The following is a 20,306-nucleotide window of genomic DNA, read 5'->3' on the forward strand; positions in this document are numbered from 1 at the left end:
CCCATGGCCAGATGCAGACAATGGCTTGTGAACACGAAATACCACGCTCTTGCCGCCTGCGCGCTGGTGGCGCTGGGGCCGTGCGCGCCGCTGGCGCGGGGCGCGTCCTGCCCGGTGGGGATGGGGGAGGCCACTGTGTGCATCCCGGCGGCGGACAGGCTGTCCGGCGGCATGGACCGCGCGCCGGGCGTGCATGACGATGCCCGGGCCGGTTACGCGCCCGGCAATATCTGGCAGGTCGATGGCCGGGTCTGGCGGGCGGTATCCGTGGCGGCGGGGGCCGCGCGGTGGGAGCCGGTCGCCACCGCGCGCCCTGCGGATGCGCTGGCGGGCCATGCCGTGTTCGCAGGGGGGACGGTACGGATGGTCACGGGCTATGTGGGGCCCGCCGTGGATGTGGAAACCCTGCATGCGGGCCAGCCGGTCGTGACCACCATCGGTATCGGGGCGGATGGGGCCTTTGACCACGCGGCCCTGCGCGCGGTTCTGGCCGGGCGGGATGCGGGAACATTCGCGACCGTGCTGCGGGTGCATGACCAGAGCGGGCATGGCCACGACCTGGAGGCCACGCCGGGCCGCCATGTCGTCCATATCGGGGAGGTGCAGGTCGCGGGGAACGAGACCCTCTCATGGGGGGAGGAAAACGGGCCGGGCGGGTTTGTCATCCCCGCATCGCTGCGGGTTCCGGCGGATGATTTCTTTTTTGGGACAGTAGGCACCTATGCCTCCTCCAATTCCGGGTACGCGGCCTATCCCGTGCCGGTAATGCTGGGGAGCGCCGTGCGCGGGCGCGTGTTCAAGGCATTTTTCGGCAGCTACAGCCTGGATGGATTCGCCCATATCGCCGATGCCACAAGCCCAGACCGCCGGACGGACATGGTCATTACCAATTCCCCCGCGGCCTTTGATGTCCATGCGACGCGGGGCGGATATGGTCTCGATTGCGCGAATGCCTCCGCCCGGCTGGACTCCCCCATCGCGCCGGGACAGATGAATGGCGGCTATATCGGCTTCAATGCCGATGGCGGGCCATGGTTCTCGCAGGGGCGCAATACGGGACAGTGGAGTGGTCTGGTCATTGCCGACAGAGCGCCCGATCCGGCGGGGCTTGCGGCGTTCCAGGCCTCGGCCGCGGCGGTGGGGAACTACATGCCCCAGCTTCGCGCCACGCTTGTGGTGATCGGGGATAGCCGGTCGGAGGGGTTCCGCCTGTCGGATGGCCGGAACTGGCCCTATCTCATGCAGCAGTATGGGCGCTACCAGAGCTATGACTTCGCGGTGTCCGGCGCGACGACACGACAGATGCTGGGCATGGTCGCGGCGGCGGAAGCCGTGGGCCAGCGGACCACCGGCAGCCGGGTCGCGGTCATTTTTGGCGGGTATAACGACCATCTGGAGTTCAACCACATCCCGGCGGAGGAGACGGTACGCAACATCGCCAGCATGGTGCGACGCCTGAAAAAGGCTGGCTTCACGGTCGCCCTGATCGATGAGACCAACACATCCGGCGCACCGCGCGCGGCGCTGCGCGCGGCGGTGCGCGCCGGGACCATCACGCCCGATATCGAGATCGACCCCTTCGCGCCCGACCAGCCGCTGTACAATGTGGAGAACCATACCAACTGGAGCAATGACGATACCCACCCCTCCCAGACCGGCCATGCCATCCTGGCCAGCATGGTGTGGCGGCAGGTCGGCGCCCGCCTGCTGCCCGCGCGTTGACAGCGTGGGGCGCGTGGGGGAGCATCAGGCCACGACCGGTGGCGTGCCGGAAATGCGGGTGGTTGCACTTTGACGGATTCCAGATAGGGAAGCCCGACAGTTCAGGGGATACATGATTATCTGATGCGGTTTGATCTCAAGACATCCGGCCTGCCAGCCCACCCGGCCCCGATCATGGGGCGTCGCGCCATGCTGGCGGCCCTTATGGCCATGGGGGGCGTGTCCATGTCGTCCATCACCGGGTTCGCCGCGCCCGGGGCGGCGGATGACGTGGCACGGCAATGGGCCGTGTTCCGGCGGAAATATTTCCGCCCCGATGGCCGCATTGTCGATACGGGCAATAACGGGGAATCCCACAGCGAGGGTCAGGGATACGGCATGCTTTTCTCCGCCGCCGCTAATGACCTCCCTTCGTTCGAGGCGATGTGGAACTGGACGCAGGCCACCTTGCGGCACACACGGGACAGTCTGTTTTCATGGCGTTTCCTGCCCGGTCAGGTACCCGCCGTGCCCGATACGAACAACGCGACCGATGGGGACCTGCTGATCGCCCTTGCCCTTGCCCGCGCCGGGCGGCGGTGGCAGCGCGTGGATTTCGTGCAGGAAGCCGTGGCGATCTACCGCGACGTGCTGCGGCTCATGACCCTGCGGGTGGGAGGCTACAGGGTGCTGCTGCCCGGCGCGCAGGGCTTCGTGTCCCCCGATGCGGTCACGCTCAATCTTTCCTATTACGTCATGCCCTCGCTGCTTCAGGCCTTTGAACTGACGGCGGACCCGGCATGGCATGGCGTGATGCATGACGGCATGCGCCTCATCCTTCAGGCCCGCTTCGGCCAATGGCGGCTGCCGCCGGACTGGGTCTCGATCGACCGGCGCACACAGGCCCTTTCCATCGCGAAGGGGTGGGCGCCGCGTTTTTCCTATGATGCGATCCGGGTTCCGCTCTACCTGTACTGGGCCCACATGCTCACGCCGGACCTGCGGGCGGGATACGCCCAGTTCTGGACCCATTTCGGCGCGGATGCGCTGCCCGGCTGGATAGACCTGACAACGGGCGCGCGTTCGCCCTATAATGCCCCGCCGGGATATCTGGCGGTCGCGCAGTGCACGGGGCTTGCTTCATCGGCAAAATTGCCGACACTTGACCATGCGCCGGATTATTATTCCGCGGCATTGACGCTTCTGGTTTATATCGCGCGGGCAGAGGAGCAGGCGAAGTGAGCGGATCAGGGTCAGAAGACAGGGTTGAAGGCGACGGTCAGTCCGGTGCGGTGGGGCGTCCGCGCGATATCGAGCGTGTCCTGCAAAGCTTCGGGGTCGAGCAGGGATTCGTTTACCGGCCTTTTGTCGATCGCTCCCTTATGGAAACGGAAGAGACATCCGCCGCCACCGACTCCTCCAGCCCCGAAGATCTGGCGGAGGTCGAGGATCCGTACGACTGGCAGGCCGAAAACGAACCCGGTGAGGAACCACCCGCGGATGAAGTAGTGGACTCCGAACCACCGGCGGAGCAGCTTCTGCCCCCGCCCGAAGCCAGCACGGCCCCACAGGTGGAACCGCCGGTTGCCGCCATCGCCGCCCCGCATGTGCAAGAGGAACCTGTCGCCATCGCGCCACCCGAGGTGCAAACGCCCGAGCCCGCCATTGCATCGGCTCCGGAGGGTGTATCGGAACCCGAACCCGAACCCGAACCCGAACCCGAACCCGAACCCGAACCCGAACCTGCGCCTGCGCCTGAGCCCGAAATCGTGCCTGAACCCACACCGGAACCCACACCGGAACCCGTGCCCGAAACCACACCCGCGCCCGCGCCGGAGCCTGAAGTCGGGCCGGCACCGGAGCCGCAGCCCGAAGTCGATGCGCCCCCTCCCGCCATGCCCGTGGCCGCCCCGCAGCCCGCGGCCGATGCTGCCGAGACCGGGCGGAAGCCCCTGGCCGCCGCAATGCCCGAAACGGTGGCGCCGATTGAAAAAAGTGATGCGGAGCTTCTTCCCCTCCTGCCGCCGGCCGAAGCCGGGGAGGACTGGATGCCCGTGCCCAAGGCGCGGCACCAGCGTGGCGAACGCCCCCGCCCGGTAAGCCGTGGCTTCGCCTTTCCCCTGCCCGATATCCGCAGGCAGGCAGAGCGCAGGCTGTTCCGCCCCGCGCCGCTGCCTGTGCGTGTTTCCCGTCCCCAACAGACCAAGGTGAGTACCATGACCAAGTCGAATTCCAGCCCCGCCAATGAATCCCCCCTCGCGCCGTCCACCGATGGTTCACCCACCATGGAGGAAATGTTCATGATCCTGGGTGGCCGGGCGACCGATCGGCTGACCCCCAAATCCACGTTGCGTGACGCCCTGTCGCGCCGCAAGGAAGACGACGAATCCTGAAGCGGCGCATTTTCCCGCTTTTCCGTCCATCCGGCGGCCTGCCGGGTGTGATGGACGGACACAGGCGTGGCGGTTGAGGCAGGAACGTGCATCGTCCCATCCCTGGGGCGCGGCACGGCTGGCCACGCAGTTGTCCGAACCCGTAGGACCTGTTTGAAGTGACATGGACTGTTCTGATGCACGCGATCGGCAGGCGTGCTGCCCCTCTGACAGTTTTTGAGCGTAACTTTCTGTTTTTGCCGTTTATTTCGGACGAGTGGTTTTATGTCAGAGGTTGAGTCGCCCACATCGGCGGATTCGGCGTGGTCGCGCCGGTTGGAGCAGTTTCTGGCTTCGCGTCCGGGAATCGCCATAGTGGTGGCCTTCGCCCTGTGCGCCATGTTCGCGGCCGCCACGGTCACGCTCACGCCCAATCAGCAACTGGTCGTGGCGGGTATCTTTGTGGGTATCTTCTTCATCGTCGGCCGGAAGAAGACCCGGCGCGTGCAGGTTTTCCTGGAGGTGCTGTCGGCCGCCGTCTCGCTGCGGTACCTGACATGGCGCCTGACGGATACGCTCTATTTCAACACATGGATCGAGATCGGGCTGGGCACGCTGCTGCTTACGGCGGAACTCTATGCCCTCGTGATGCTTTTCCTGAGCTATTTCCAGAGCATCTATCCACTGGGCCGCGCGCCGATCCCGCTGCCGGACAACCCTGCCGACTGGCCTACGGTGGATGTCTACATCCCCACCTATAACGAAGACCTGAGCATCGTCCGGCTTACCGTTCTGGGCGCGCTGGGCATGGACTGGCCCCGCGACAGGCTGAACGTCTATCTGCTCGATGACGGCAGGCGGCCGGAATTCGCCCTGTTCGCCGAAGCCTGCGGGGCAACCTACATCGCGCGGCCCACGAACGAACATGCCAAGGCGGGCAATTTCAATTATGCCATCAAGCGTTCATCGGGCGAATTCATCCTGACGCTGGACTGCGATCATATCCCGACCCGCGCCTTCCTGCAGATCACCATGGGCTGGATGGTGGGTGACCCCAAGATCGCGCTCATGCAGACGCCGCATCACTTCTATTCCCCCGACCCGTTCCAGCGCAATCTGGCCGCGGGCTTCCGCACCCCACCCGAAGGCAACCTGTTCTATGGCGTGATCCAGGACGGAAATGATTTCTGGGATGCGACATTCTTCTGCGGGTCGTGCGCCATCCTGCGGCGTGTCGCGATCGAGGGGATCGGCGGGTTCGCGACCCAGACCGTCACCGAAGACGCCCATACCGCCCTGCGCATGCAGCGCGAGGGCTGGTCCACCGCCTACCTGCGCATTCCGCTGGCGGGCGGGCTGGCGACCGAGCGCCTGATCACCCATGTCGGGCAGCGTGTGCGCTGGGCGCGCGGCATGCTGCAGATTTTCCGTATCGACAACCCCCTGCTGGGGCCGGGCCTGAACTGGGGGCAGCGGCTGTGCTATCTGGCGGCCATGCTGTCCTTCCTGTTCGCGGTGCCGCGCGTGGTGTTCCTGACCGCGCCGCTGGCCTTCCTGTTCTTCGGGCAGAATGTCATCGCCGCATCGCCCGTGGCCGTGCTGGCCTATGCCGGGCCGCACATGTTCCACGCCATCGGCACGGCGTCGCGCATCAACAGGGGCTGGCGCTATTCGTTCTGGAGCGAGGTGTACGAAACCACCATGGCGCTGTTCCTGGTGCGCGTGACGGTCGCTACCCTGCTCAACCCCTGGCGTGCGAAGTTCAATGTCACGAACAAGGGCGGCGTGCTGGAAAGCGGGTATTTCGATCTGCGCGCGGTCTATCCCAATGTCATTATGGGGGGGCTCATGTTCCTCGGGCTGCTCCGGGGGCTGTACGGGCTGGCGTTCGAACATGTCGATTTCATCGCCCGGCGCGCCTATCTGCTCAATTCCTGCTGGGCCACGCTCAGCCTGCTGATCATCCTTGCCGCCGTCGCCGTGGGCCGTGAAACCCATCAGAAACGCTACAGCCACCGTATCCGCGCCAGCCTGCCGGTAAATGTGACCACCGCGGACGGCATTGTGGTCGCGGGCGTGACCGAAGACCTGTCCATGGGTGGGGCGTCGATCCACATGACATGGCCCCAGCCCATAGTGGGGCCACAGACGGTCGAGATTCACGTCAATATCGAAGGGGAGAGCCTGCGCCTGCGCGCGCATGTGATCCGTAGCCGGAACGGCCAGTGCGTGTTCAGGTGGGACATCGGCTCCCTTCAGGAAGAAGCAAGTATCATCCGCATCGTGTTCGGTCGTGCCGATGCGTGGGTGGACTGGAACGATTACGGAAATGATCGCCCCCTGCGGAGCGTGTGGGATATTTTCGTCAGTATTCTGGGCCTGTTCCGTCCCCCCGGGCGCCTCACTCCACGGAAGGGGGCCCGCTATCCCAGTTTCAGTGAGGAAAATGTGTCGACGGATGAAGCCGCACCCGGGGCGGGGCGCGCCCAGCGCAGGAACAGGACCGGGATACTGTCTGGTTCACGCAGCCTGAAAATGATACCGCTGCTGGCCATGCTGGCCTGGGCGTCCACGGCTTACGCGGCGCCCGACCCTTCGGCCGCCGCCACCGCCGCCGCTGCGGGCGCTGCCGATGCGGCGGACGCGGTAGGGGCGGCCGAAGCGGCCGTGGACAGTGGCGAGAACGCGAGCGGCGCGTCCGCCCAGATGGCCACCACCCATACCTATACGTTCGACCAGCTCGGGGCGCTCACCGCCCTGACCATGCGCAGCGCGACGCCGCTGCAGGGCCTGCAGTTCGGCATTCCTTCCGACCAGCTCGTCACCTCGGCGCGGCTGATCGTCTCGGGGGCCATGTCGCCCAGCCTGCGGCCTGAAAACAGCGCCGTGACCATCACGCTGAACGAACAGTATGTCGGCACCCTGCGGCCCACACCGGGCCAGCCCGCGTTCGGGCCGATCGCGTTTGACGTGAACCCGATCTTTTTCGTCAACAGCAACCGGCTGAATTTCAGCTTCGCGGTCGGCACGAAAGGCTGCGCCGACCCCATGGACAAGCTGCTGTGGGCAAGCGTTTCGGAACATTCGCAGCTACAGATCACCACCATCTCGCTTCCCGCGCGCAGGCAGCTTGCCCGCCTGCCACAGCCATTTTACGACAGGGCGGTTGACCAGCGCGCGGTCATCCCGGTGGTGCTGGCGGCAAGCTATGACCCCGAGATCCTGACGGCGACTGGCATCGTCGCCTCGTGGTTCGGCAAGCAGACCGATTTCCGTGGCGTCACGTTCCCCGTCTCCTCCACCGTGCCCCGCACGGGCAACGCCATGGCGGTGGGCGTGGTTGCCGAACTGCCCCGCGAACTCGGGCATCTTTCCGTCGGGGGACCGACGGTGATGGAGGTCGCCAATCCCTTCGATCCCAACGGGACGGTGCTGGTGGTGACCGGGCGTGACCGGGACGAGGTGATTACGGCCAGCAAGGGCATAGGCTTCGGTTCGGGCACGCTGCCCGCCACCGACCATGCCGATATCGCGCCCATTGACGTAGCACCCAGCCAGCCCAACGACGCCCCGGCCTTCATCCCGACCTCGCGCCCGGTGAAGCTGGGGGAACTGGTGCCGGACAGCGAACTGCAGGGCGTGGGTTTCACGCCCGGCGTCATGACCGTGCCGTTCCGTATCCCGCCGGATCTGTACACATGGCATAGCCGCCCGTACAAGGTGCATGTCCGTTTCCGCTCGCCCGACGGGCCGGTTCTGGATGTCGCCCGCTCGCACCTGGATGTCAGCATCAACAACATCTACCTGCGTTCCTTTTCCCTGCGTGAAAACAACGGGGAAATAGGGAAGGCGCTGGCGCATATCGGTCTGGGCAACACATCGGGGGTCGAGAACCGTATTGCCACGGTCCAGCCGTGGATGGTTTACGGCAAGAACCAGTTGCAGTTCTATTTCGATGCGATGCCCATGTCCTCCGCCGGAGCCTGCAAGGCGGGGCCGGCCCTGCTGCACCTGTCGGTCGATCCTGACTCCACCATCGATTTTTCCAATGCCTTCCACATCACGACCATGCCGAACCTGGCGTATATGGCCAGCGCGGGGTTTCCCTTCACCACCTATGCCGACCTGTCGCATACGGCGGTCGTGCTGCCCGATCACCCCGCCGCCCCCGAAATCGGGGCGTTTCTGGATCTGATGGGCTTCATGGGGGCCACGACGTGGTACCCGGTGGCCGGTGTTGAAATCGTCACCGCCGACCATGTGAGCGATGTGGCGGACAGGAACCTGATCGTCCTGTCCACGCTGGCGGAAAGCGCGGATGTCGCGCCCCTGCTGGCGAATGCGGCCTATCAGATTTCGGACGGGCACCTGCACATGGCCGCCCGCTCCGCGCTGAATGGGGTCTGGAACGCGTTTGAAGATCCGCTCTCGGCCCTCAGGCGGCACGCGCCCACGGAGATCGACACCGACCTTACGGGGGGTGTCGGCGCGATGGTGGAGGCGCAGTCGCCACTCATGGCCGGGCGCACCGTGCTGGCCTTCCTGTCCGGTGACGCGCCGGGCCTGAACCACCTGGTCCAGACACTGAACCTGCGCAAGAACCAGCCTGACATCCAGGGCGACCTGGTGCTGGTGCATGGCGATGCCGTGTCGTCCTATCGCGGGTCGCCGGTCTATACCGTGGGGTCGGTGCCGTTATGGATGTGGCCGGACTGGCATATGCACAACCGCCCGGTACGGGTGATGGTGGTCGGCCTGATCGCCTGCGTGCTGCTGACGGCGGTGATGTCGCGCGCGCTGGTCCGCCACGCCCGCCGCCGCTACAAGGCGCTGCAGGTTCAAAAGCGCACCTTCCGTGACTGACCGGCGCGGCATGGACGTGAGCATTTCACGCGGTGTGGCGGGGATGCCAATGCCGCTGGCTTGCGGCCACGTTTGGTGGCAGAGTAGGTTATAGTTGTTTTATCCGCAGTCCCGGTGCGGCATGGTGGCGGCGCCATCATCGCTACGACAGCACGACCGCGGGGGAGTGCCATGATTTCGAACCACTATCTTGTTATGGACCAGTAATGACAACTTTCAAGAAACAACCGGATTTTTCCCTGTTCCTTCAGGCCCTGTCCTGGGAAATTGACGATCAGGCCGGGATCGAGGTCAGGAACGAGCTTCTGCGCGAGGTCGGTCGCGGCATGGCGGGCCGTCTTGCGCCGCCGCTGTGCAACACGATCGATACCCTGCAGATCGAACTCAACGCCCTGCTGTCCATGATCGGCTGGGGCTATGTCTCGCTCGAACTGCTGAGCGAGGAAAAGACCCTGCGCATCGTGCATGAGGACCTGCCGCAGGTTGGCAGCGCGGGTGAGCCGCCGGGAACCTGGCTGGCTCCGGTGCTGGAGGGGCTGTACGGCCGCTGGATCACGTCACAGCCGGGCGCGTTCGGGGATTACGTGGTGATGCGCGATCTGGAGGCGGAAGATCTGGATTCCGTGCCGCGCCAGACCATCATCCTTTACATGCGCGTCCGCAGCAGCTCGCTGTAAGGCTGGCGGACTGGTTGAAGCCGGCCTTCCGGGCCGGAAAGGACGACGCCCCCCCATGGCCCGCCATCCCGGCTCCAGCATGCAGGCTGAAGGCGGGGGGTGGGCCGCGGCCGTTCGTGGGGTCGCTGTCATTGCTTCAGGTCCATGATGGGGCGGCGGCTTCCGGTACATGACAACGGGGCGGGGCGTGATCCGTTCCCCATGTTCGCCCGTATCCATGGTCGCGCGCACCGCACGCTGGGGGCAGGCCAATGAAAAAACATGTGCTGTCGATCTCCATGGGGACATTGGGGCTGCTGGTCGCCAGTACCGTGCCCGTGACGGCGGCGGGCTGGCCCGATACGCCCCTTGGGCGCGCGGGCATGCTGGTGGCGATCCAGGAGATGGAAATCATGCTCCTGACCCACCCCAGCGCCACACGCGCGCTGGAGGCATGGTGCGCGCTGCACCACATGGCGGACCCGCCCGTCATCATGGCGCGCAAGGTCGCGCGGACCGGCCCGGACATCGTGCCCGACCGGGTCCGGGCCGAACTGGCGGTCAGCGCCACCCAGCCTGTCCGGCACAGGCAGGTGCGGCTGGTCTGCGGCCCGCATGTCCTGTCCGTGGCCGATAACTGGTACGTGCCCGACCGGCTGACAGCCGCGATGAACGCCGCGCTGGAGCAGACCGACGTGCCCTTTGGCCGGGTGGTGGCCGCGTTGAATTTCTCCCGCCAGCGGCTGGAATTCACCCGGCTGTGGTCGCCATGGCCCGGAAGCGGGGCGGTGGCATCCGGCGCCATGATCGTGCCGCCAGCGGAAATCGTGCGGCAGCGTGCGGTGCTGCGCGATGCGCATGACCAGCCGTTCAGCGAGGTCGTGGAAACCTATACGAACCAGATGCTCGATTTTCCGCCCCCGCCCGAAGTCGCGCACTGACGAGATCGCGCACTGACACGGATTGCGGTGGACGGGCAGGGGCGCTACGCCGGGACCAGCCGCGTGACCGGAGCAAGGATCCAGACATGACCGACCTGCGAGACCCGAACCTGCCCGCCGATGAAGTGCGGCGCGTACTGGACCTGCACCCCCACCCCGAAGGGGGCAGCTACCGCGAGATATGGCGTGACAGCCCCGCCGATGGCCCGCGCGGCGCGGTTTCGACCATCCAGTTCCTGCTCGCGGCGGGGGAGCGGTCGCACTGGCACCGGGTCGATGCGGCGGAAATCTGGTGCTGGCAGGGCGGCAGCCCCCTGCTACTGGAAATCGCGGCGCGGGCGGGCGCGCCTGTCAGCCGCATCCTGCTTGGCCCCCTTCCGGGGCGGGGGCAGGTGCTTCAGGCCGTGGTGCCCGCAGGGGCATGGCAGGCCGCATCCAGCCAGGGCGGCTGGAGCCTTGTCGCCTGTCAGGTCGCGCCGGCTTTCGTGTTCAGCAGTTTTGAACTCGCCCCTCCCGGCTGGTCGCCCGATGGAGCGGCCCCGTGACGACGCGGGCCATGCCGCAATGGCTGCTATGGGCGCGTGAACTGCAGGCCCTGGCCCAGAGCGGACTGGCCTTTACCCAGAACCCGTTTGATCGGGAACGCTATGAAAACATAAGGAAGATCGCGGCCGACATGATGGCCGTGGGCAGCGGGGCGGTGATGGACCGCGTGCTGGACCTGCTTGCCGGGCAGCATGGCTACGCCACGCCCAAGGTCGTGGTCCGTGCGGGCGTGTTCGATGCGCGCGGGCGTATCCTGATGGTGCGCGAGCGGCTCGATCATGACCGCTGGACCCTGCCGGGCGGATGGGCGGATGTGAACCTGACCCCGGTGGAAAACGTGATCAAGGAAGTGCGTGAGGAAAGTGGCCACACCATCCGCGTGACCCGCCTCGCGGCGGTATGGGACCGTGACCGGCAGGGCCATCCGCCCGGTCCTTTTCCGTGCTACACGCTGTTCTTTTTGTGTGAACTGACCGGCGGCGTGGCGCGGACCAGTATCGAGACATCGGAAATCGGCTGGTTCGGCGCGGCGGACATTCCCGCCGACCTATCGGTGGGGCGCGTGCTGCCCGCACAGATCGCGCGCATGTTCGTCCATGCCCGCAATGCGGACCTGCCAACGGATTTTGACTGAAAACACGCCATGGCAGGCCATTGAAATCCCCGCAAAGATTTCCATATCCCATACAAATTGTAACCTACCGGCATTTCCATAAATAACAGGACAGACAATGACCGAACAGACCACGGCAACCCCACCCGAAGCCTCGGGCGAACAGCATGAATTCAGCGCCGAGGTCGGGCGGCTGCTCGACCTTGTGGTGCATGCCCTTTATTCGGAACGTGAGATTTTCCTGCGTGAACTGGTGGCCAACGCCGCCGATGCTACTGACAAGCGCCGTTTCGAGGCCCTGACCGATGGCGCGCGCGCCCTGCCCGATGATGCGAAGATCCGCATCAACCCCGACAAGGATGCCCGCCTGCTGACAATCAGCGATGACGGCGCGGGCATGGGCAAGGATGAGCTGGCCCGTAACCTGGGCACCATCGCGCGTTCCGGCACCCGCGCCTTTGGCGAGGAACTGGCCAACGCGAAGCCCGAGGACAAGCCCAGCCTGATCGGGCAGTTCGGCGTGGGCTTCTATGCCGCCTTCATGGTGGCGGACCGGGTGGACGTGATTTCACGCCGCGCGGGCAGCGAGGAAGCATGGCGCTGGTCCTCCACCGGCAAGGGCAATTACACCATAAGCCCCGCCACGCGTGAGAAGGCGGGCACCGACATCATCCTGCACATCAAGGAAGACGCGAATGACTTCCTTGATTCATGGCAGCTCGAGACGATCGTGCGCAAATGGGCCGATCACATCTCCTGGCCCATCAGCATCGTCAAGGATGGCGAGGAAACCGCCGCGAACAAGGGCACGGCCCTGTGGCGCAAGCCACGTGGCGAGATTGATGAAGAACAGCTCAACGAGTTCTACCGTCACGTCAGCCATAATTTCGATACGCCGTGGGCCACGCTGCACTGGCATGCCGAAGGGACGCTGGAATTCTCGGCCCTGCTGTTCATTCCGGGCAGCAAGCCCTTCGAATTCGCCGAGCCGGTGCGCGAAAGCCAGATCCGCCTGCATGTGCGCCGTATGTTCATTACCGACGATGCCGGGCTGCTGCCGCCGTGGCTGCGCTTTGTAACCGGCGTGGTCGATACGGAGGATCTGCCGCTCAACGTCTCGCGTGAGATGTTGCAGGCCACCCCCGTTCTCGCGCGCATCCGCAAGGCCGTGACCAACCGCGTGATCTCGGAACTCAAGACCCGCGCCAGAGATGAAGCGGATTTCGAGAAATTCTGGGACAATTTCGGCCCCACCTTCAAGGAAGGCATCTGGGACGACGCCGAGCACCGCACCGAACTGGCCACCATCGCGCGCTTCCGTTCCAGCACGCAGGAAGGCTGGACCACGCTTGATGCGTATCTGGAACGTAAAAAACCGGAACAGGAAGCAATCTATTACCTGACCGGCGACCGTACGGAAATGCTGCCCACCTCGCCGCAGCTTGAAGGCTTCCGCGCGCGCGGGATCGAGGTGCTGCTGCTGTCGGACGCGGTGGATTCCTTCTGGCCGGACCGTCTGGGCGTGTACAAGGATACGCCCCTGCGCAATATCAGCCAGTTCCACACCGACCTGGAAAAGTTTGGCGCGCCCGAGGAAACGGCGGAAGAAAAGAGCGCGCTGGAAGTGGTCATCCCCGCGCTGAAGGAAGCGCTGGGGGACACGGTTTCGGACGTGAAGGGCACCAATCGGCTGGTCAACAGCGCCGTGGTGCTGGCAGCCCCCGAATCCGGCCCCGACCTGCAGATGATCCGGCTGATGAAGCGCAGCGGCCAGCAGGTGCCCGATACGGCCCCTGTGCTGCAGGTCAATCCCGCCCATCCGCTGATCCTTGATCTGGCCACGCGGGTAAGGAATGGCGACCCGGTGCAGGATATCGCGCTGGTGCTGATGGACATGGCCCGGATTCAGGATGGCGAAAGCCCGAAGGATCCGACCGGCTTCGCCCAGCGCCTGACCTCCATCCTGACCCGCCTGCCGGTGTCGGACGGCCCGCAGGGCTGATCCATCCCTCCGGTCTGAGTTGTCACGTCCCGCCATGCCTGTGCATGGCGGGATGTTTTTTTTGGAACGCGATACCTCTTTTATTCCCCCCTTGCGCGCATATCTATGCGGGGCAGGCCGGGCGGAATGAAAATCCCCGCGCGCCCCTGATAAAGTATTCGGCCCGGGGGGCTTGAATACACGCGGGCCGGATGCTTCCCTACGCGTCCTTGTGATGTGTTCCGGTTTTTCGACGGTGGCAATGAATATATGAAAATTGATAACGTCTCCTATCGTAGTGTCTGGGTGGATGCGGAGGATGGCTGGTCAGTCCATATCTTTGACCAGACCCGGCTGCCCTGGTCGCTTGATATCCTGCGCCTGACCGAACGCGACCAGGTGGCGCACGCCATCCGCACCATGCAGGTGCGTGGCGCGCCGCTGATTGGCGCGGTCGCCGCCTATGGGCTGGCGCTTGCCCTGCGCCACGATAGCAGCGACGCGGCCATGGAACGTGACGCCGCCCTGCTGGCGGCCACCCGCCCCACGGCGGTCAACCTTGCATGGGCGATCCGGCGTATGCTGATACGCCTGCGTACCACCGCGCCCGCCGGGCGCGTGGCGGCGGCGTATGACGAGGCCGGGCGTATCTGTGATGAAGACGTGATCCAGAACGAGGCCATCGGCCGGCAGGGACTGGAACTGATCGAGCAGGTGGCCAGCCTCCGTCCCGGCCCGGTCAATATCCTGACGCATTGCAACGCGGGCTGGATCGCGACGGTGGACTGGGGCACGGCGCTGGCCCCCATCTACATGGCGCATGACCGTGGCATCGACGTGCATGTATGGGTGGACGAGACGCGCCCGCGCAACCAGGGTGCGTCCCTTACGGCATGGGAACTCGGCCGCCATGGGGTGAAGCATACCGTCATCGCGGACAACGCCGGTGGCCACCTGATGCAGCACGGCATGGTGGACATGGTCATTGTCGGCACCGACCGCGTGACCCGCACGGGTGATGTCGCCAACAAGATCGGCACCTACCTCAAGGCGCTGGCGGCGCGGGACAATGGCGTGCCCTTCTGGGTGGCGCTGCCTTCCACCACCATTGACTGGACCATAAGCGACGGCGTGCGGGAAATCCCGATCGAGGAACGCCCGGGCCGCGAAGTCACCCACATACAGGGGCGTAACGAAGCCGGTGTGCCCACGACCGTCCAGCTCGTGCCCGATGGCAGCCACGGGGCCAACCCGGCCTTCGATGTCACGCCTGCGCGACTGGTCACGGGGCTGATTACCGAACGTGGCCGCTGCCCCGCCACGGCGGATGGCCTGTGCGACCTGTTCCCCGAATACGTCTGAGCCCCGCCCCGTACGGGGCGGGCAGTTACCTATAACCTTGACAGGTGGGGGCAGGATTGGCTTTGTCGCGCCAGCAACCGGGCGCGTACCAACAGGTCGCGCCCCCCGGAATCTGGTAGAATCAGGACAAGAGCATGCATCCCTATCGTACCCATAGCTGTGCGGCCCTGCGGGCTGCCGACGCCGGGCAGACGGCCCGCCTTTCGGGGTGGGTACACAGCAAGCGCGATCATGGCGGCCTGCTGTTCATTGACCTGCGCGATCATTTCGGCATGACGCAGATCGTGATCCCGGCCGGCTCCCCCGTGCTGGAAACGGCCGAGCGGGTGCGGGTGGAAAGCGTGCTGACGGTAACCGGCGAAGTCGTGCTGCGCGACGGCGCGACCGCGAACCCCAACCTGCCCACGGGTGAGATCGAACTGCGCGCGCGTGAAATCGAGGTGCAGTCCAGCGCCGACGTGCTGCCGCTGCAGGTGGCGGGCAACGAGCATTACCCTGAGGACCTGCGCCTGACCTACCGCTACATCGACCTGCGGCGTGACAAGGTGCATCGCAACATCATGCTGCGCGCACAGGTGATCGCGAGCCTGCGCAGGCGGATGACGGACCTTGGTTTCGTGGAGTTCCAGACCCCGATCCTGACCGCGTCCTCACCCGAGGGCGCGCGTGACTTCCTCGTGCCCGCGCGCATGCATCCAGGCAAGTTCTACGCCCTGCCGCAGGCCCCGCAGCAGTTCAAGCAGTTGGCCATGGTGGCGGGGTTCGACCGCTATTTCCAGATCGCGCCGTGCTTCCGTGATGAAGCGGCCCGTGCCGACCGTTCGCCGGGTGAGTTCTACCAGCTTGATTTCGAGATGGCGTTCGCCACACAGGAAGACGTGTTCGCAACCCTTGAGCCGGTGATGGAAGGCGTGTTCAGGGAATTCGGCGGCGGGCGCATCGTCAGCCAGGCCCCGTTCGCGCGCATTCCCTACGCCACGGCCATGGAAGTGTATGGCAGCGACAAGCCCGACCTGCGCAACCCGCTCCTGCTTTCGGACGTGACCGAGGCCTTTGCCGGGTCCGGCTTTGGCCTGTTCGCCCGCATCGCGGCCGATGGCGGCCAGATCCGCGCCATCCCGGCGCCCGGGGCGGGGGATCGCCCCCGCGCGTTCTTTGACAAGCTCAATAACTGGGCGCGGGAATCCGGTGCGGGCGGTCTTGGCTACATCATCTTTGCCGAGGATGGCGGCAAGGGCCCGATCGCGAAGAACCTCGAGGCCGACCGGATCGAGGCCATCCGCGCCAAAACCGGACTGAAGGCGGGCGACGCGGTGTTCTTCGTCGCGGGCAAGGGCGATGAGATGGTCCGCTTCTCCGGCAGCGTGCGCACGCGCGTCGCGACCGAGCTTGAGCTGATCGAACACAATGCCTTCCGCTTCTGCTGGATCACGGATTTCCCGATGTACGAGCGTAATGAGGAAACGGGGCAGATCGACTTCTCCCACAACCCCTTCTCCATGCCGCAGGGGGGCATGGAGGCGCTCCAGACACAGGATCCGCTGACCATCAAGGCGTTCCAGTACGACATCGTGTGCAACGGCGTGGAACTGTCCTCGGGCGCGATCCGTAACCACCAGCCCGATGTGATGATCCGCGCCTTCGAGATCGCGGGCTATCCGGCCAGTGAGGTCGAGGCCCGCTTCGGCGGCATGCTCAACGCCTTCCGTTACGGCGCGCCGCCGCATGGCGGATCCGCGCCGGGCGTGGACCGCATGGTGATGCTGCTGGCCGATGAGCCCAACATCCGCGAGGTGATCCTGTTCCCGCTCAACCAGCAGGGCCAGGACCTGATGATGGGCGCGCCCGCCCCGGTCGAGCCGCAGCGGCTCAAGGAACTTTCCCTCGCCCTTGACCTGCCGCGTCCCAAGCCCGGCCAGGCGAAGGGCTGAGCGCATGGCCATGGCGGGCTGGCGGTTCCTGCTACGCCGTGGCCGAAATTACCCGGCGGGCATGGTCGCGGCCATCATGGCCACGGCCCTGTGGCAGGGATGCGCCATGGCGGCCCCGCCCGCCATGCTGGCCCACCGGGCGGTGTATGACCTGTCCCTGTCCGCCGTGAATGGTGGCGATGTGGTCACCGCGGAAGGGAAACTGACCTTCGTCCTGTTCGATATGTGTTCGACATGGTCAATGCAGCAGCAGTTGCACCTGCGCACGACCGGGCGCGGCGGGGCGGAAGCGGTCAGCGATTCGGATTATGCCGTGCTGGAGGAAAAGGACGGCTCCTCCCTCATCTTCCGTGCCGACCAGACGGAAAACGGCAGCCCCGCCCCCCGTATCGCGGGGGAGGCCCGGATGCGCCCCGCCGGGGGCAGCGTGCATTATACAGCCCCCGTGGCGCATGACGTGGCGCTGCCGGCCGACACCCTGTTTCCCGTCGCGCATACCGCCGCCATAATCCAGGCCGGGCTGGCGGGCAGGGGGCAGATTTCACCCTATCTGTTCGATGGCACGGTGGATTCTGGCGCGCTGGGTACCTATGTGCTGCTGCTTGGCCGGCAGGCGCCGCCCGTCGCCACTTCCGTCGCGGCGCTGTCCCCGCTTGCGGCAGTGCGGGCGCATGTGGCCTATTACAACACCACCACGCGCGACATGGCCCCGATGTTCGAGACGGGCATGCGTTATTTCGCCAATGGGGTGGCCGACAGGGTGGAGCTGGATTTCGGCCAGTTCCGCATGGCCGGAACCCTGCGGGAGTTCAGGCCGCTCCCCGTGCCCGATCACTGCCCCGGCACGGGCGCGCTACCCGGGCGCGGGGCCGTTGTCAGCCCGGCGCGTCCTCCAGCGTAACCGCCAGCGGCACATGGTCGGAAGGCTGGGGTCTGCCACGTTCCGCGCGCGCGGGCAGCGCGCCAAGCAGCCGTTCGGCCACACGCGGCGAGAGCAGGGCATGGTCGATCCGCAGCCCGCTGTCGCGCTGCCAGGCGGCGGCCTGATAATCCCAGAAGGTATAGAACGCCCCGGTGGGGTGGAGGGCGCGCAACGCATCGGTCAGCCCCAGCCAGAGCAGGCGGCGGAAGGCCGCGCGGCTCTGCGGGCGCAGCAGGGCGTCATCGGGGGCGAGCGCGCCGGGGGCGCAGTCTTCATCGGTGGGGCAGACATTGTAGTCCCCCAGCAGGACGAAATCCTGTCCGGCCTGAAGCATGGCATGGGCATGCAGCGCCAGTGCGTCCATGAAGGCCAGCTTGGATTCGTAGCCTACGCTGCCGCCGGAATTGCCGTTGGGCAGGTACAGGTTGCCAAACACCAGCCCGCAGGTGCGTATTTCCACGTAGCGGGCCTGCGGCGGGTCGGTTTCCCAGCCGGGCAGGCTGTCATGGATGACCGTGTGGGGATGCCGCGTCAGGATGGCGACGCCGTTATAGCTTTTCTGCCCCACCACCACGCTGTCGTAGCCTGCGGCGCGGAACGCCTCGACGGGAAAGAGGTCGGTCGCGCATTTGATTTCCTGCAACGCCAGCACGTCGGGTTGTTCACGGGCAAGGTAGTCCAGCACATGGTCCTGACGCTGGCGGATGGAATTGACGTTCCAGGTGGCGAATTTCATCATTCGACCGAAAAGCTGGTGCCACACCCGCACGATGACGCGGCATTGGGGTTGCGCACGGTAAAGTGCGCGCCCATCAGGCTGTCGTTGAAGTCCAGCTCCGCGCCCGCCAGCAGGTCCATGCTGGCCGGGTCGACCAGCACGCGCGCCGTGCCCGCCGCGATCACGATATCATCGGGCGTGGCATCGGGCTCAAGGGCGAATTTATACTGGAATCCGTTGCACCCCCCCGCCAGGACCGATACGCGCAGCGCCGGTTCGCCCGTGGGGCCGGGGGCCTGCCCGTCCAGTATTTCACGCAGGCGCTTCGCCGCCGCGTCCGATACACGGAAGCTCTCTGTAGTCGGGGAGGGAGACGTGGACATCGGGTTCACCATGATCTGTGGAACGCGCCGGGGCTGGATCATGTTGGCCACGGGCTGCGCGCGGGTTAGGATGGGCGAACGGCATCATCATATGTCGCCGCATCCATGGCTGGGTCTTGATCCTATATGAATACTGCACCCTACGCTGTCCAGACCGCAACGGCCCGTGGCCGCCTCCACCCCGAGGCCGAAGCCCCCACACGCAGCCCGTGGCAGCGCGATCGCGACCGGGTCATCCATTCCGCCGGGTTTCGCACGCTCCAGTACAAGACCCAGGTCTTCCTCAACCACGAAGGCGATTTCTTTCGCACGCGCCTGACCCATTCGCTGGAAGTGGCCCAGGTCGCGCGCTCCATCGCCCGCAGGCTGGGGCTGGAGGAAGACCTGACCGAAGGCCTCGCGTTGGCGCATGACCTTGGCCACACCCCCTTCGGCCATGCGGGGGAGGAAGCGCTTTCCGCCGCCATGAAGCCGTGGGGCGGCTTCGACCACAATACCCAGTCCCTGCGGCTGGTGACATTGCTGGAGCGGCGCTATTTCGCCTTCGATGGCCTGAACCTGACATGGGAAATGCTTGAGGGGCTGGCCAAGCATAACGGCCCGGTGGACCACCCCACCGCCTATGTGGCCGATTACGCGGCGCGGCACCGGCTGGAACTCGACAGCTATGCCTCGGCCGAGGCGCAGGTCGCCGCCGTGTCGGACGATATCGCCTACCACGCCCATGATCTGGACGATGGCCTGCGCGCGGGGCTCCTGCATATCGGGGAGCTTGAGGCCCTGCCCGTGGTGGGGGACGCCCTGGCCGAAGCCCGCGCCGCCCAGCGCGCGGGCGCGCATGGCGCAAGCGATCGTGACCCCCGCCTGCGCCATGAGACGATCCGCCGTGTCATCAACACGCTGGCCATGGACCTGATCGGCCAGACACAGCGCAACCTGCAACGCCTCGCCCCGCGTGGCGCGGACGATATCCGCCATGCCGCCGGCCCCGTGGTGGCCTACAGCCCGGAAACGGCGGCGGCCAATCTGGAAATCCGCAAATTCCTGTACGCGCGCCTTTACCGGCACTGGCGCGTCAACCGCATGACACGCAAGGCGCGGCTGACGGTCGAATCGATTTTTACCATCCTGTCGGAAAATCCCGGCCTGCTGCCCGATGGCTGGCGTGAACTGGCGGTGGCGGCGTGTGAGGGCGGGGACAGGGCGCGCGCGTGCCGCGTGGTGGCCGATTATATAGCCGGGATGACCGATCGCTGCGCGATGGAGGAATATCGACGGTTGACGGACCTGTCCTCGCCGGGGTGAAACACGCGCAGC

Annotated in this window: 15 protein-coding genes; 13 read left to right on the forward strand and 2 right to left on the reverse strand. The window is 65.7% G+C overall.

All coding sequences use genetic code 11. The features are described 5' to 3' along the window. Nucleotides 1–3: 3 nt before the first annotated feature. The 12 genes from LDL28_RS12350 to LDL28_RS12405 all read left to right on the forward strand — a co-directional run bounded on the left by LDL28_RS12350 (nucleotide 4) and on the right by LDL28_RS12405 (nucleotide 17,867). On the forward strand, nucleotides 4–1,722 hold the full coding sequence (locus LDL28_RS12350) for an SGNH/GDSL hydrolase family protein (RefSeq protein WP_233058813.1): 1,719 nt from the start codon (nucleotides 4–6) through the stop codon (nucleotides 1,720–1,722). Nucleotides 1,723–1,845: 123 nt separating this feature from the next. After that, nucleotides 1,846–2,943: a glycosyl hydrolase family 8 gene (locus LDL28_RS12355; protein ID WP_233058814.1), complete on the forward strand. Its 1,098-nt coding sequence runs from the start codon at nucleotides 1,846–1,848 to the stop codon at nucleotides 2,941–2,943. Next, nucleotides 2,940–4,094 carry a hypothetical protein gene (locus LDL28_RS15725; protein ID WP_233058815.1) on the forward strand — a complete coding sequence of 385 codons (1,155 nt, stop codon included), beginning with the start codon at nucleotides 2,940–2,942 and terminating at the stop codon, nucleotides 4,092–4,094. The genes LDL28_RS12355 and LDL28_RS15725 overlap by 4 nt, the downstream gene beginning before the upstream one ends. Nucleotides 4,095–4,358: 264 nt before the next feature. Further along, entirely contained in the window at nucleotides 4,359–8,936 is a 4,578-nt protein-coding gene (gene bcsA / locus LDL28_RS12365) for a UDP-forming cellulose synthase catalytic subunit (protein WP_233058816.1), read from the forward strand. Between the two features lie 206 nt (nucleotides 8,937–9,142). Then, nucleotides 9,143–9,613 carry a cellulose biosynthesis protein BcsD gene (gene bcsD, locus LDL28_RS12370; RefSeq protein WP_025813054.1) on the forward strand — a complete coding sequence of 157 codons (471 nt, stop codon included), beginning with the start codon at nucleotides 9,143–9,145 and terminating at the stop codon, nucleotides 9,611–9,613. A 251-nt stretch (nucleotides 9,614–9,864) separates the two neighbouring features. Beyond that, nucleotides 9,865–10,533: a hypothetical protein gene (locus LDL28_RS12375; protein ID WP_233058817.1), complete on the forward strand. Its 669-nt coding sequence runs from the start codon at nucleotides 9,865–9,867 to the stop codon at nucleotides 10,531–10,533. A gap of 86 nt (nucleotides 10,534–10,619) precedes the next feature. Beyond that, nucleotides 10,620–11,078, forward strand: a complete 459-nt coding sequence (locus tag LDL28_RS12380; RefSeq protein ID WP_233058818.1) for a cupin domain-containing protein — start codon at nucleotides 10,620–10,622, stop codon at nucleotides 11,076–11,078. 11 nt (nucleotides 11,079–11,089) lie between these two features. After that, a complete protein-coding gene (locus LDL28_RS12385; RefSeq protein ID WP_233059297.1) occupies nucleotides 11,090–11,713 on the forward strand; it encodes an NUDIX hydrolase in 624 nt (207 codons plus the stop codon). A gap of 97 nt (nucleotides 11,714–11,810) precedes the next feature. Further along, nucleotides 11,811–13,694 (forward strand): molecular chaperone HtpG, encoded by a 1,884-nt coding sequence (htpG, locus tag LDL28_RS12390; protein ID WP_233058819.1) that lies wholly within the window; start codon nucleotides 11,811–11,813, stop codon nucleotides 13,692–13,694. 249 nt (nucleotides 13,695–13,943) lie between these two features. Next, complete coding sequence (mtnA, locus tag LDL28_RS12395) at nucleotides 13,944–15,035, forward strand: S-methyl-5-thioribose-1-phosphate isomerase (RefSeq protein WP_233058820.1); 1,092 nt, start codon at nucleotides 13,944–13,946, stop codon at nucleotides 15,033–15,035. Between the two features lie 134 nt (nucleotides 15,036–15,169). Continuing rightward, nucleotides 15,170–16,966, forward strand: a complete 1,797-nt coding sequence (aspS, locus tag LDL28_RS12400; protein WP_233058821.1) for an aspartate--tRNA ligase — start codon at nucleotides 15,170–15,172, stop codon at nucleotides 16,964–16,966. Between the two features lie 4 nt (nucleotides 16,967–16,970). Beyond that, on the forward strand, nucleotides 16,971–17,867 hold the full coding sequence (locus tag LDL28_RS12405) for an EipB family protein (RefSeq protein ID WP_233058822.1): 897 nt from the start codon (nucleotides 16,971–16,973) through the stop codon (nucleotides 17,865–17,867). Here the strand turns inward: LDL28_RS12405 and LDL28_RS12410 are convergent. After that, nucleotides 17,842–18,627, reverse strand: a complete 786-nt coding sequence (locus tag LDL28_RS12410) for an exodeoxyribonuclease III (protein ID WP_233058823.1) — start codon at nucleotides 18,625–18,627, stop codon at nucleotides 17,842–17,844. The genes LDL28_RS12405 and LDL28_RS12410 overlap by 26 nt on opposite strands. After that, the gene (locus tag LDL28_RS12415; protein ID WP_233058824.1) at nucleotides 18,624–18,989 is read right to left on the reverse strand and encodes an iron-sulfur cluster assembly accessory protein; all 366 of its coding nucleotides are present in this window, start codon (nucleotides 18,987–18,989) and stop codon (nucleotides 18,624–18,626) included. The genes LDL28_RS12410 and LDL28_RS12415 overlap by 4 nt, the downstream gene beginning before the upstream one ends. A 126-nt stretch (nucleotides 18,990–19,115) precedes the next feature. On the opposite strand from LDL28_RS12415, the gene LDL28_RS12420 reads away from it, so the two are divergent. Then, the gene (locus tag LDL28_RS12420) at nucleotides 19,116–20,294 is read left to right on the forward strand and encodes a deoxyguanosinetriphosphate triphosphohydrolase (RefSeq protein ID WP_233058825.1); all 1,179 of its coding nucleotides are present in this window, start codon (nucleotides 19,116–19,118) and stop codon (nucleotides 20,292–20,294) included. Nucleotides 20,295–20,306: the final 12 nt, after the last annotated feature.

This window comes from Komagataeibacter sp. FNDCR2, assembly GCF_021295395.1.
In the GTDB taxonomy this organism is placed as follows: domain Bacteria; phylum Pseudomonadota; class Alphaproteobacteria; order Acetobacterales; family Acetobacteraceae; genus Komagataeibacter.